Source organism: Parasphingomonas puruogangriensis, assembly GCF_036663635.1.
Classification (GTDB): domain Bacteria; phylum Pseudomonadota; class Alphaproteobacteria; order Sphingomonadales; family Sphingomonadaceae; genus Sphingomonas.
In genome coordinates this window covers 21,074-34,986 of sequence record NZ_JAXOJI010000005.1, presented here as the reverse complement: position 1 = coordinate 34,986, position 13,913 = coordinate 21,074, and the positions used below count along the sequence as shown (strand labels likewise).

General features: G+C 63.8%; 10 protein-coding genes and 2 pseudogenes. 3 read left to right on the top strand and 9 right to left on the bottom strand.

The features are described from left to right. Positions 1-9: 9 nt before the first annotated feature. From nirD to U1739_RS13140, 7 genes and pseudogenes are all read right to left on the bottom strand, one after another. Entirely contained in the window at positions 10-348 is a 339-nt protein-coding gene (nirD, locus tag U1739_RS13170; protein WP_332708793.1) for a nitrite reductase small subunit NirD, read from the bottom strand. Next, the gene (gene nirB, locus U1739_RS13165; RefSeq protein WP_332709233.1) at positions 345-2,846 is read right to left on the bottom strand and encodes a nitrite reductase large subunit NirB; all 2,502 of its coding nucleotides are present in this window, start codon (positions 2,844-2,846) and stop codon (positions 345-347) included. The genes nirD and nirB overlap by 4 nt, the downstream gene beginning before the upstream one ends. After that, positions 2,846-4,048, bottom strand: coding sequence for an alginate export family protein (locus U1739_RS13160; protein ID WP_332708791.1), 1,203 nt, complete (start codon positions 4,046-4,048; stop codon positions 2,846-2,848). The genes nirB and U1739_RS13160 overlap by 1 nt, the downstream gene beginning before the upstream one ends. Positions 4,049-4,232: 184 nt before the next feature. Then, positions 4,233-5,324, bottom strand: a pseudogene (locus U1739_RS13155) (MFS transporter); the annotation flags it as partial. 312 nt (positions 5,325-5,636) lie between these two features. Next, positions 5,637-6,851 (bottom strand): CmpA/NrtA family ABC transporter substrate-binding protein, encoded by a 1,215-nt coding sequence (locus U1739_RS13150; protein ID WP_332708789.1) that lies wholly within the window; start codon positions 6,849-6,851, stop codon positions 5,637-5,639. After that, positions 6,851-7,429 carry an ANTAR domain-containing response regulator gene (locus U1739_RS13145; RefSeq protein WP_332708787.1) on the bottom strand — a complete coding sequence of 193 codons (579 nt, stop codon included), beginning with the start codon at positions 7,427-7,429 and terminating at the stop codon, positions 6,851-6,853. The genes U1739_RS13150 and U1739_RS13145 overlap by 1 nt, the downstream gene beginning before the upstream one ends. A gap of 9 nt (positions 7,430-7,438) precedes the next feature. Next, a complete protein-coding gene (locus U1739_RS13140; protein WP_332708785.1) occupies positions 7,439-7,561 on the bottom strand; it encodes a hypothetical protein in 123 nt (40 codons plus the stop codon). Positions 7,562-7,982: 421 nt separating this feature from the next. On the opposite strand from U1739_RS13140, the gene U1739_RS13135 reads away from it, so the two are divergent. Together U1739_RS13135 and U1739_RS13130 are read left to right on the top strand one after the other, a co-directional pair. Beyond that, positions 7,983-10,808 carry a PAS domain S-box protein gene (locus U1739_RS13135; RefSeq protein ID WP_332708783.1) on the top strand — a complete coding sequence of 942 codons (2,826 nt, stop codon included), beginning with the start codon at positions 7,983-7,985 and terminating at the stop codon, positions 10,806-10,808. A gap of 622 nt (positions 10,809-11,430) precedes the next feature. Next, entirely contained in the window at positions 11,431-12,078 is a 648-nt protein-coding gene (locus U1739_RS13130; protein ID WP_332708781.1) for a type 1 glutamine amidotransferase, read from the top strand. Between the two features lie 70 nt (positions 12,079-12,148). Here the strand turns inward: U1739_RS13130 and U1739_RS13125 are convergent, their stop codons facing one another. After that, positions 12,149-12,439, bottom strand: coding sequence for a hypothetical protein (locus U1739_RS13125; RefSeq protein ID WP_332708779.1), 291 nt, complete (start codon positions 12,437-12,439; stop codon positions 12,149-12,151). Between the two features lie 336 nt (positions 12,440-12,775). Here U1739_RS13125 and U1739_RS21200 point away from each other — a divergent pair. Continuing rightward, positions 12,776-12,960: pseudogene (locus tag U1739_RS21200) on the top strand (transposase); the annotation flags it as partial. Between the two features lie 328 nt (positions 12,961-13,288). On the opposite strand, the gene U1739_RS13115 reads toward U1739_RS21200, so the two are convergent. Beyond that, the gene (locus tag U1739_RS13115; RefSeq protein WP_332708777.1) at positions 13,289-13,903 is read right to left on the bottom strand and encodes a DUF4142 domain-containing protein; all 615 of its coding nucleotides are present in this window, start codon (positions 13,901-13,903) and stop codon (positions 13,289-13,291) included. Positions 13,904-13,913 lie beyond the last annotated feature (10 nt).

Below are 13,913 nucleotides of genomic sequence, written 5' to 3'. Positions count from 1 at the left end.
GGGATGCCTTCACGCCGCCGCCGCCATCGTGCTGGTCCGGCAGATCAGCACACGGCCGCCGCTGAGCTTTACCGGAATCACCGGCGTGCAGCCCTTGTCCTCGCCCAGCGCCTCTCCGGTATCGAGCGCGATCCGCCAATTATGCAGCGGGCAGGCCACTGCGCCGCCATGGACAATGCCCTGGCTGAGCCTTCCGCCCTTATGCGGGCAGCGGTCGGCCAGTGCGAACACCTTGCCCTCGCCAGTGCGGAACACCGCGATATCGTCGCCCCCGGTCACCTGCACCGTGCGGCTGCCGCGCACCGGGATTTCGTCCACCCAGCCAATATCGAGCCATTCGCCAATCATGCCATTTCTTCCTGCATCGGAGTGAAACGCGCCATTGGCGCATGCTGTTCGGCGTCGGCGCCGGCCGCGCGTTTCGCCCAGGGGTCGTCCTGCGTGAAGCGTTGCGAATACAGGAAGCGCTCGGCCAGCGCGTTGCGCCCCGCCTCGTCCTCGACGATGCGCGATTTGATGTACTCAAGCCCGACGCGCTCGATCCACGGCGCGGTGCGATCGAGATAGCGCGCCTCTTCGCGGTACAGCTGGATGAAGGCGGCGCAATAATGCATCGCTTCCTCCTCGGTCGTCACCTTGCACAGCAGATCGGTGACACGAACCTTGATCCCGCCATTGCCGCCGACGTGAAGTTCGTACCCGCTGTCAACGCAGACCACGCCGAAATCCTTGATCGTCGCCTCGGCGCAATTGCGCGGGCAGCCCGATACCGCGATCTTGAACTTGTGCGGCATCCATGAGCCCCAGGTCATCTGCTCGGTCTTGACGCCAAGCCCGGTCGAATCCTGCGTACCGAAGCGGCACCAGTCCGAACCGACACAGGTCTTCACGGTACGCAGGGTTTTCCCATAGGCATGCCCCGAGACCATCCCCGCGGCGTTGAGATCTGCCCACACCGCAGGCAGATCCTCGCCCTTGATCCCGAAGATATCGAGCCGCTGGCCGCCGGTGACCTTGACCATCGGCGCGTTGAACTTCTCGACCACGTCGGCAATCGCGCGCAGTTCGCGCGGATTGGTCAGGCCGCCCCACATCCGCGGCACCACCGAATAGGTGCCGTCCTTCTGGATGTTGGCATGCATCCGCTCGTTAACGAAGCGGCTCTGCTGGTCGTCGACATAGTCGCCGGGCAGCGCGCACAGCAGGTAGTAATTGAGCGCCGGGCGGCAGCCCGAGCAGCCATCCGGAGTCGACCAATGCAGCTTCTGCATCACCTCGGGAATCGCGCGCATGCCCTGTGCGACGATCTCGCGGCGGACATCGTCATGCCCGAAGCTGGTGCACTTGCAGAGCGTCTTGATCGTCCGCTCGCCGCCATAATCGGCGCCGAGCGTCAGGCTCAGCAATTGCTCGACCGCGCCGGTGCATGACCCGCAGCTGGCCGATGCCTTGCAAGTCGATCGTACTGCGTCGAGGCTGACCGCACCGTCGACGATGGCCTTGCACACCGCTGCCTTGGAAACGCCGTTGCAGCCGCAAATCTCGGCATCGTCCGAGAGGGCTGCAACGGCCGCGTTAGGGTCCCCTTGCCCCCCTCCCGAGGCGAAAGCTTGGCCAAAGATCAGCGAGTCGCGCAGTTCGGCGATATTCTCCTGCCGCCGCAGCAGATCGAAATACCAGCCGCCATCGGCGGTGTCGCCGTACAGCACCGCGCCGACGATGCGGTCGTCCTTGACCACGACGCGCTTGTAGATACCGCGCGAGGCGTCGCGCAGGACGATGTCCTCCGCGCCGTCACCGCCTGAAAAGTCGCCGGCCGAAAATACGTCGAGCCCGGCCACCTTGAGCTTGGTCGAGGTGGCCGATCCGCGATAGCCGCTATGGCTATCGACCAAGCCATCGGCGAGCGCGCGGCACATGTCCCATAAAGGCGCGACCAGCCCATAGACGTTGCCGTCGTGCTCGACGCATTCGCCCACCGCGAGGATCGCGGGATCGCTGGTGACCATGTGATCGTCGACCTTGATGCCGCGGCCGATCTCCAGCCCTGCCGCCCGCGCCAGCGCCACGGACGGGCGGATGCCGACTGCCATGACGACGAGACTGGCCGGGATCAGTGTGCCGTCCTTCAGCCGCACGCCCTCGACGTGGGTATCGCCGACGATCTCGGCGGTGTTCGCTTCGGTCAAGATCACTTGTCCGCGCGCTTCGAGCGCCGATTTGAGCAGCCAGCCGGCGGCCTCGTCGAGCTGGCGTTCCATCAGCGTCGGCATGAGGTGGATCACCGTCACCTTCATCCCGCGCAGCGTCAGCCCGTGCGCCGCTTCCAGCCCGAGCAGCCCGCCACCGATCACCACCGCCGCGCCGCCCCCCTTGGACTTACCGGCTTCCGCGGCTTCCAGCATGTGATCGACATCGGCCATGTCGCGGAACGATATCACGCCGGGCAAGTCGGTGCCGGGCACCGGTATGATGAACGGATCGGAACCGGTGGCGATCAGCAGCTTGTCGTAGGACACGGTAAGCCCCGATCGCGCAGTCACCGTCTTGGCCAAGCGATCGATCGCCTGCACCGGATCGCTGGTCACCAACTCGATCGCATTGGTCGCGTACCAGGCACGATCGTTGATGACGATCTGCTCGAACGTCTTTTCCCCCGCTAGCACCGGCGAGAGCATGATGCGGTTGTAATTCACATGCGGCTCCGCGCCGAAGATCGTCACGCGGAACCGGCGGGGGTCACGCGCGATCAGTTCCTCGACCGCGCGGCAACCGGCCATACCGTTGCCGATCACGACAAGGTGCTCGCGGCGCTCCCCGTCGGCGATAATGACGTGATGTTCCATCAGATCGTCCAATCTAATTGTACCCAGAATTTGCGCGTGTCGGTGGCGAAGTGGTCGGCAGCGTAATCGGCGTAGCGGATCGTCGCCGTCGTCCGGCCGAGCTTGGCGGAGACGAGCAGGTCGATTTCGTCGCCATAATGACGGAGCAGCCGGTCGCTTGCGAAACGGTGATACACCGCCTGGAGCGAGACGGCCTGGAGCGGCCCGATCGCCTTCCAGCCATAGCCCAGGCGGGTGTATAGATCGCGAACCCCGTCTGGCGGAGTGGTGACGAACTTGTCGGCCCAGCCCTGAAATTTGAACACGGCGCCGAGTGGCGTCTGGAACGAGGTGAGTGCGGTGCCCTGCGACGCGCCGAGCACTTCATAGCCCGCACCGAGCTTCGGACCGCCCAGATCTAGGCTGATATCGGCGAGATAATAGTCCGCCGCATACTCGTTGGGGTTGCGCCGATAACCGGACTGGCGGGCATAGTTTGCCTGATAGGCTAGTTTCGCCGCGCCGATCGAGCGGACGCCGGCGAAGCGCGCGCCATAGCTTTGGCTCGACAGGCGATAGCCCTGCACCACGAGCTCGTCCTGACCGACCAGATAGGCGAACGCCGTCGCGGTGCCGAGCGGGGTCCGGTAGCTCAGATTGGCGAAGACGTTGCTGCCCCCGATCGCCTGTTGCCGCGCGCCGACGCCGTCGATGCCCCAGATCGTGCGTACCCCCCAGGCGTACGTAACGTCGGCCTTCACATCCTTCACCGCGCTCCATTCGACGCGCACCGCGTCATAGGTCTGCGCATTGTTGCGGAAGGCGGCATTGCCGACGAACCGTTCGTCGTCGAGCGTGATGCGCTGCCGGCCGGCGGTCACCGCCAGTGCCGGCGTGCGGTATTGCAGGTGCGCGAGGTACAGAGCGACATTCTGCGGATCGGCCACCTGCGGGCGCGACGCGGGGCCGCCCAGCCCGTTATAAAAGTCGTCGACGATCGCCAGATTGCCCTGCGCCACCGCCAGGGCAGACCACGGTCCGGAGGTCGCCTGCACCCCCGCGCGCACCCGCAGCGTCACCGCCTGCGCGTCGTCGGCCAGGCCATCCTGCGCGACGGTCTCGTAGCGCAGCCGCGCCTCGCCGACCGGCGCGAGCGTGACGGTCTGGGCGTGCGCCCGAAACGCGCTGCCGAGCAGCAGCCCGGCGAGGATCGCGCGCCTCATGCCGCCACCACGCCGCCGCGTCGCGTCTCCAGCGCGGCATCGAACAACGCCTGCTCCTGCGATTTGTGGCCGAAAAACGCACGGCTAGCGCGCACACCGCGGTGCCGGCGACGATATAGCCGAGCACGATCAGGCATTGCTGCGGCGTGGCCGAGGCCTTGTTGAGGAAGCCCGCCGCGACCGCGCCGATATTGCCGCCAGCGCCGATCAATCCGGCGACGCCGCCCAACGCCTGGCGATCGATGAACGGCACCAGCGCATAGGTCGCGCCGCAGGCCATGTGCGTGAACAGGCCGAACACCGTCATGGCCAGGATGGCGAGCGTGACGCTGCCGGCATTGCCGAACAGTATCAGCCCGATGCCTTCGCCCAGCATCAGCGCGAACAGCAGCATTGCACGGCCATCGAGCCCCTTGGTGAGCGCGATACGATCGCTGGCGATCCCGCCAAGCGCGCGGGCGAACAGCGCGAGCCCGCCGAAGACGCCGGCGGCGAGCCCGGCATTGGTTAGCGACAGGCCGAAGCGATCGACATAATAGCTGGCGGCGATGTTGTGGATGAAGATCTCCACCCCGAAGCACGCGCCATAGGTCGCGGCGAGCATCCACGTGCGGTAATTGGCGGCGGCGCGGCGGAAGATCGCCATGCCCGTCGCCTTGCCGCCATCAAGCGCGATCCCGTGGGCGCGTAGGTCGATGATATCGCCCTGAGGCGTATCCTGCGTATAGCGCGCATAGACGAACGCCATGGCGAGCATCGCGACGCCGGGCACGAACATCGCCGCGCGCCAGCCCCAGGCATGCTCGACGCCCAGGCCGATCAGCGCGGCGACGACCAGCGGCATCAAGCTCTGCGCGGCACCGCCGCCAGCATTGCCCCAGCCACCGACCGTGGCGTTGGCAGTGCCGACGACGTTGGGCGCGAACATCACGCTGGTATGATATTGCGTGATCACGAACGACGCCCCGATCGCGCCGATGGCGAGGCGGAAGAACAGAAACGTCTCATAGGTCTGCGCAAAGGCCAGCCCGAACACCGGGATAGCGCCGAGCAACAGCAGCCAGGTGTAGGCGCGGCGTGGGCCGAAGCGATCGCACAGCGGCCCAACGACCAGCCGGACCAGGATCGTGACCGCTACCGCGGCGATGTTGATGTTGGCGATCTGGTCCTTGCTCAGGCCGAACTCAGCCTTGATCAGCGGCATTAGCGGGGCGGCGGCGAACCAGGCGAAGAAGCACACGAAGAAAGCCAGCCAGGTGACGTGGAACGCGCGCATTTGCGGCGTGGCGAGGCTGAACAGATCGATCCTGGCGGCTTTCGATCCCGTGGCGGTGATCCCTGGCGATGCGAACAGCATGATTTCCCCCATCTGCGACGGACAAAGAAAAAGCCGCCCCGACGGCGCCCTGGCGGGCGCATCGGAGCGGCTTCGTTGCCTATGGACGATCGCGTGATCGTCCTACGCGGTCTGGCCCCTTCGTTGGAACCGAGCCCGCGATGATTTCGTGTCCGACTCCCTTGCCAGACAAGATGAAGATGACCGAAGCGACCCCATCACGCAAGCATCATTTCGCAGATGCAGCAGGATTCACGGCAGGGAGGATAAATAGCCAGGAATATCATCGGGATCGAACGCGCGCCGATCGAAGAATGCATCGCGCCCCAGGATCAGCCGGCCTTGCGTCGATCCCGCGCCGATGCTGACCGCGCCGATTGCGCCCTCCAGCTTGGAACTGGCATTGGGCAACGGCGCGCCGGATCCGGCGAGCGCGGCGCGATAGATGTCGGGCCGGAACACGCGCTGCGCGATCTGCGCTTCGGGGCCCGAAAAGGGCGTGCCGTCCCACCGCACCATCTGCGAATAGAGCCACGCCGCCTGGCTGCGCCACGGGAAGTTCGCCGCCTCGCGATATTGAAACATGAAGTCCGGCACATGGATCGGGGCGGCGTCTTTTACCAGTCGCACGCGATCGGCGATCGCGCGGGTGACGGCATCGATCGGCGCATCGAGATAGTCCGCGCGGGCCAGGATCGCGGCGCTCGCCTCTCGCGTGGCGGGATCGATGAAATGCGCGGCCGCCGCGTGCAGCGCACGGATTAACCGGGGGATCACGTCGCCGCGCTCGACCAATGTGGCTTCGCGCATCGCCAGCACCTTCTCCACGCCACGCCGCCAGACCTGCGCGGTGACCAGCGCGATCCGCCCGACGCCGCGATCGACTGCGACGCCGTTCCATGGTTCGCCGACGCAGATGCCGTCGACTTCGCCGGCCGCCAGCGCATCCGCGGCAAAGGTCGGGCTGGTGGTGACGATCTCGACGTCGGTATCGGGTCGAATGCCGACCGCGGCGAGCCAATAGCGCAGCATGTAATTGTGGCTCGAATAGCGGTGCACTACGCCGAACCGCAGCCGCCGCCCCGCGGCGACGCGCGCCAGCGCCACCGCCTTCAGGCGCGCGCCGAGCGCGACCGGATCGCCCAGCGCATCGCCGTCAAGCACCTGCGCCGCGAGCGGCAGCGACAGCGTGATGGCGTTGCCGTTGAGCCCGAGCACGAACGGCACCGCCATCGGCACCGCCGGCCGGCCACGCCCTAACGCAGTGGCGATGGCGAGCGGCGCGACCATGTGCGCCGCGTCGGTATGGCCATAGAGCAGCCGATCGCGCACCGTCGCCCAGGTCATGTCGCGGACCAATTCGAGCTCCAGGCCTTCGGCTTCGGCAAAACCCTGTTCGCGCGCCAGAATCGGCAGGGCGGCGTCGACCAGCGGCAGGAAGCCGATAAGGACCCGATCGAGCGCCATCACAAATCTCCCATAAGCGCATCGCTGGTGATGATCGCGTCTGCGATCTCGGCGATGCGGCGGTTGGAGCGCATCGCCTGCGCGCGGAGCAGGCCATAGGCGGTCGGTTCGTCGATGCCGCGGCGCTTCATCAGGATCGCCTTGGCATGGTCGACCGTGGTGCGATCGGCCAATGCGCTGCGCGCCTCGTGCAGTTCGGCCTGCAGCCGGGCAAAGGCCTGGAAGCGGCGGATGGCAAGATCGATCACCGGCTTGATGCGCTGCTTCGCCAGCCCGTCGACAATATAGGCCGAGACGCCGGCATCGACCGCGGCAGCAGTGGATTCGGCATCGCTCTGATCAACGAACATGGCGATCGGCCGTGCCACAGCGCGCGATACCGCGAAAAACTCCTCGAGCACGTCGCGGCTGGGATTTTCGAGGTTGATCAGCACCACTTCGGGCGCGGCCTGTTCGAGCGCACCCACCATCCCAGCTGTACCATCGATGACCACAATGTCATTGAGCCCGGCCTCGCGGAGCCCGTCGGAAATGATCGCCGCGCGCGTCGTGCTGGTGTCGATGATCGCGATCCGCATAGTCCGGTCTTAAGCAGCACCGTTCTCTATGGCGAGGGCGCGCTGAGGGATTTCCTCCGGATCAGGCGCGAAGTACGCCGAATTGCCGATATTGGCGTTGATCTTGACGAAGAAGTTGCGGTCGATTGCCATCGCCTCGAATCCCAGGTGTTCCCACGCAAAGGCGATGGGCGCCCGGTTGCCCTTCGCTTCAGCATTGTTCTGGAAGCCGCTTCTTCGAAGCTCCGCCCGCGCACTAAGCTTCGGATGAACAAATGTCCGAATGCGGGTAGAATTAAAACGGCGCCGAACGTCTGTTTTTGGGTCTGCGTAACGAATGCCTTAACGAGGGTTCACTGTGCCGATCGGCCACTGAAACCTGGCAAATCTAGGTTTTTCAGCGCCTCAGTTTAGGGCGCGAGAGGGCTCCAAGATAGGTAGCATGTTCAGACGCAACACGCTTCGGCGTCAATGACGAGGCTTCGTACGCCAGCGCGCCCTCGACATGCTTGTTAACCGCTCTAGAAGATTGCAAAGGTGGCAGATGCTTAGCTTCCTCTCAGACGGCGGCCAAATGGGCGCGGCGATGCGCGCCTATGACTGGGAAGGGACGCCGGCGGGGGCCCCCGCCACCTGGCCTACCCCGCTGAAGACGTTAATTGGCGTTTTGCTTGGCTCCAACCAGCCGATGTTTGTCGCGTGGGGCACCGCGCAACTCCTCTTCTACAACGACGCGTACGCAACGGTCCTAGCCGACAAGCATCCCCAAGCGCTGGGCCGTCCCTTCATGGAGGTGTGGTCGGAGATCGAGGCGGACCTGATACCTATCGTCGACCAAGCGTATGGAGGCGTGCCAGTCCACATGGACGACATCACGCTCATGATGAACCGCCGGGGCTACATGGAGGAGACGCACTTCATGTTCTCCTACACCCCGATCAGGGGCGATGGCGGGGCAGTGAATGGATTGTTCTGCGCGTGCACCGAGATCACGGAACAGGTGCTCGCGGAGCGGCGCCGCGCAAGGGACACGGAACGGCAGCGTCGCCTGTTTGAGCAGGCGCCGGGCTTCATCACGATCTTGCATGGCCCCGATCACGTCTTCGAATTCGCGAACGCCTCATATCGCCGCCTCTTCGGCGAGCGGGACTATGTCGGCAAGACCGTTCGCGAGACGTTCCCGGAACTAGAGGGTCAGAACTTTTACGAACTGCTGGATCGCGTTTACGAAAACGGCGAGCGGTTCGTCGCCGACCGCATCCCGATCACGCTGGACGGGCCCGGATCGGCTTCCGGCGAGCGCTTCCTTGACTTCATCTACGAGCCGATCACCGACGACGCCGGGCGTGTCACTGGCATCTTCATCGAAGGCCAGGATGCGACCGAGGCGCATCGCGCGCAGACTGGTCTTCGCGAGAGCGAGGAACGTGCTCGCCGGATCGTGGAAGGCGTGAAGGACCACTCCATTTTCACGATCGATGCATATGGCAGGATCGTCGACTGGACGCCTGGAGCCAAGGCCGTGTTCGGGTGGTCGGCGGACGAAGTGGCGGGGGTAAGCGCGGAGATCCTTTTTACACCCGAGGATCGTGAGCGGGGCGTTCCGGCGCAGGAACTCGAGACGGCTCGGGCTACCGGCTGCGCGAACGACGAGCGTTGGCACGTCCGGCGCGACGGCACCCGCTTCTTCGCGAACGGATCGGTACGGCCGCTCCACGACGCGGACGGCTCCATCACCGGCTTCATCAAGATCGCCCGCGACGAGACCGACCGGCGAGCAACCGAGGCCGCACTGCGCGAGACCGAGCAGCGTTACAGGCTCGCCGCCAAGGCGACCAACGACGCGATCTGGGACTGGAACCTCGCCACCAACCGCGTCGACTGGAACGAGGCGATCATGGTGCTGTTCGGATACGCCGAGCACCAAGTCGAGCCGACGGGGGACTGGTGGATCGGCAACATCCACCCGGACGATCGCGACCGGATCGACACCGACATTCACGCCGTCATCGATGGAGCTGGCGGCCAGTGGACCGCCGAGTACCGCTTCCGGCGGGCCGATGGCACCTTTGCCGACGTCTTCGATCGGGGGCACGTGTTCCGAGACGAGGATGGGCGGCCAGTGCGGATGATCGGCGCCATGCTCGACCTGACCGACCGGAAGCGGGCCGAGAAAGACCTGTGGGAGCTGAACGAGACGCTTGAGACCCGGGTGTCAGAGCGTACCGCTGAACTCGTCGCCGCGCAGGATGCGCTCCGTCAGTCGCAGAAGATGGAGGCTGTTGGACAGCTGACGGGCGGCCTCGCACACGACTTCAACAACCTCCTGACCGGGATTTCGGGCAGTCTGGAGATGATGCAGATCCGCATCGCGCAGGGCCGGACAGCAGACGTCGAGCGGTACGTGGGCGCGGCGCAGGGCGCGGCCAGGCGGGCGGCGGCCCTGACGCACCGGCTGCTAGCCTTCTCCCGCAGGCAGACGCTCGCGCCCAAGCCGACGAACGTGAATCAGCTCGTAACGGGGATGGAGGATCTGATCTGGCGGACGGTTGGCCCGGCAGTAGAGGTGGAAGCCGTTAGCGCGGCGGGACTGTGGCCCAGCCTGATCGACCCCAGCCAGCTTGAGAACGCGGTCCTCAACCTCTGCATCAACGCACGCGATGCGATGCCAGAAGGCGGCAAGATCACCATTGAGACCTGCAACCGATGGATGGACGTTCGCACCGCCGAACAGCGCGGCCTAGATCCCGGCCAGTACATCTCGCTTTGCGTTTCTGACACCGGCACCGGCATGGCACCGGACGTTATCGCCAAAGCGTTCGACCCCTTCTTTACGACCAAGCCGATCGGCGAGGGGACGGGGCTTGGCCTCTCCATGATCTACGGCTTCGCCAAGCAGTCGGGCGGATCCGTGGCCATATACTCGGAGGTCGGCGACGGGACGATGGTGTGCGTATACCTGCCACGGCACCTCGGCGACGCCGAGGTGGTGGACGATGATTCCGACACCGAGGCCGCACCCCGCGCCGAGGCAGGCGAAACGGTTCTCGTCGTCGACGACGAGCCGACGGTGCGGATGCTAGTCGCCGAGGTGCTGACCGATCTTGGCTACACCGCGATCGAGGCGGTGGACGGGGCAGCGGGCTTAAAGGTCATAAACTCCGACATGCGCATCGACCTACTGGTGACAGATGTGGGACTGCCCGGCGGGCTTAACGGAAGGCAGGTGGCCGATGCGGCCCGTAGCGTCCGTCCCGGCCTAAAGGTGCTGTTCATTACTGGCTACGCCGAGAACGCCGTCCTCAGTCACGGGCACCTCGACGCTGGCATGCACGTGCTTACCAAGCCGTTTGGCATGGATGTACTGGCGACACGAATCCGGAGCTTGATCGAAGAGTGAAGACCTAGCCTTCAACGCACTCCCCATCGCGCCGGTTTGCCCGCTCGCATTTTAGATCATGGTCAATCGCCGGCCGTCCTAGCAGGCGGTTATGTCAAAACCGAATTCTGAAGCTGAACCGATGACGGGTTTTGGAAAGTGGGAACGGCGGCTCAAAACGTCCATCGATGGGTCGAGGTTATCGCGGCGCTTTCCTCACCCACCCGCCAAGAAGCTTACAATTACCCTAGGTCGGCGAACGCGGTCACAACAAATATGAACGAATGGCCGAAGCTGGGAAGCTGGTAGCGCTGCTCGACTGTCCGGCTCTGGGTCATTTACACCTATAGCGGAGTGCCTGAACGGCTGGGCTGAGGATCGATTGGCGGGACTCCGACGTCTGATGCGTCTGCCGGCGCCCTTGAACGTTATGTAGCTCTGTCGCAGAGGAAGTCATGTTGTCTCATTATCTTATCGCCGAAAGCGAACTGCCTGATGAACGGGCTGCACGCCGCAGACGGGCCGGAAAGAGCTCAGGTGAGACCTACGCCGCCACACTCTTGCAGATGGTGCCGGACGCTACGGTGCTATCATTGCGCCCGCAGACGACGATGCCCGAACCTATGCGCCGGACGAGGTTGCTGTGTTCGACGCAGTGTTCCTAACAGGTTCGCCGATGCACGTGTATCGGCAGACTCCGGAAGTAGATCGCGTGCTTGCCTTTATGCGCGTGGTGTTTGCATCCGGGGTGCCGTCTTTTGGGTCGTGCGCCGGTCTTCAGATTGCCGTCGCAGCGGCTGGGGGACGCGTGCGGAAGATGCCACAGCGGATGGAGGCGGGTGTAGCGCGGCGGATCAGCGCTACTGCGGCTGGCCGCAACCACCCTTTGCTTGCAGGACGCCCGGCGACCTGGGATGCCGCCGCGATCCACGGCGACGAGGTCGACGAACTTCCGCCGGGCAGTAGCCTGCTCGCGAGCAACGCGGTCACGCGTGTCCAGGCAGCCGAGATCAACTTCGACGCGGGAACGTTCTGGGGTGTGCAGTATCACCCGGAACTGTCACTTGCAGAGATAGCGAGTGCATTACGCAGTCAGGCGATAGACCTCGTAGAGGCCGGATTGGCCGACGAAGAGGTCGACGTGCAGGGCTACGCTTCGTTGCTGGACGGGCTACACGCCCATCCAGAGAATCGTCCTACACGGCGGACGCTCGGCGTGGATGACGAGCTGGCAAAAGAGATTAACCGACGCCGGGAAATCGCCAACTTTCTTGCCCATCTCGCCAAATAGGGACCTGAATGATTGTCCGCTTGCGGGAGGCGGCAAAAGAATCTTCTGGGTCGTCGCCGTGAAGCTGCGCTTAGAGGGGCTTGTCGATCTCGATCAGCTCTAATGGCTGCTCCAGCGTCCCCACAGCGACGGTCAGCCGCTCGACACCAACGTTCTCCGCCCAGATAAGACCAGCTGTCTCAGCCTTCTCGGCACTTTCAAATGTCGGACCGTCAACGATCGATACGGACTCGGCATCGTCGGTATTAACACACAGGGCGGACGCGGTCAGCTTGAACGTCGCCTCAGCCGCCTGCTCGATGCGAATACAATCAGCATCAACCGGTGCCTGCTTGCCGACAGGCAATCTAACCACTTCCATCGCACGCTCCTCTTATACCACGATCATGAACGCTGACGTGGCAGCTCGGGTCCAGGTCACACATCAACTAGCGCGACCGGTAGGGCACTCGGCAGTATCCAGCCTGGGCTACAGATTGGCATGCACGAATGACCGTAGTTCGGGGGCAGCACCTCCGCCGTGAACGAACGGCAATGGTCTTAACGCCCAGGACAGGGGTGCGAGATGGTACCGGTTTCGTCCAAAGACGGAAGCGGCGGCAGGCTTTAATACGGTCTGGACGTGACGAGACGCCAGGGTCAGGACCATTGATGTGAGACGCGCGATCTGATTCCGGCTCCGCGAAATGAGCGACCTATAACGGCTGACGGACGAGTGGGTCGGCAGACGGCTCAGCAGCAGCCGTATTTTCCCAAGAGCCATGGCGAGCCGCGGTTGATGATGGGCGGGTGTTGAGCGGCATCGTTTTCATCAATCGCAACGGGCGGCGCTGGCGTGATGCGCCCAGGACCATGGTCCGTACAAAACGCTTCGCAATCCCTGGAAGCGCCGGGACGAGATTTGTATCTTCCTGCACATGGTGGAAGGACTGGCCGCACAGGGTGCCGAGCGCAAGACTATCGTGATCGACGCCACCTTCTGAAGGAACACCCTCCGGCCTCGAGCCAGCAGTTCAAAAGGGCGTCTCTTGCACTGCTCGTTGCTGAGCTTAAAAAGGTTAGCAAAGTTGGGGCAAACCGCGTTTCTCGTCTGGCAAACAAAGCAGCGCGTCCTGGGGCGCTAATTAACGGCGCGAACCCTTTGGCTCCGATGAAAAAGGGCTTTGACGTGATCGCGCCAAAGCCCCCGTGTCTCACTTTTGGGCGAAACCTACATACCTTGCAGCATGGTCAGGTGGCCTTGTACGACCGGTGCTGTCGAGGAAGCGAAGGCCTTTAACGCCGCGTTGTCGCCGCTTGCTTCATAACCTTTAAGCGCCGCCAACGTTTTGCCATGAGCGGCCAGCTGCTGCGCCTTATAGGTCGTATCAAAATCGGCCCCGGAAGCGGCTTCCAAGTTAGCAATGTTTGCCTTTTGCTCGGCATTCATCGTCGGATCGGGCTTGATCGCCCCAGCTGCCGTCTTCAACTTGGCTGTCGACGCGGTGTGATCCTTGATCATCTGCGCTGCGAACTTCTTCACACCAGCATCCCCGGCTTTGGTTGCCGCAAGCTTCGACGAAGCGATTTCGTAAGAATCGCTAGCGGCAGCGGTATTGGCGAAATTCTGCGCCGTCATCGGTGTCGCTGCCACTGTGTTGTCGAGGACGCCACCGTTGTCGGGCGCGGCACCGCTGTCGGTCGCCATGCCGGTGCTACCCATCATCGTGTCGTTCGCAGCGCCAATCTCGGCGCCAGAGACGACCGTATTGTTCGTCGCGGCACCGTTGCCGCCACAAGAAGCAAGCGCCAATGCTGACGCAACGATAAGAGCTTGTGCTTTCATTGTAATTTTC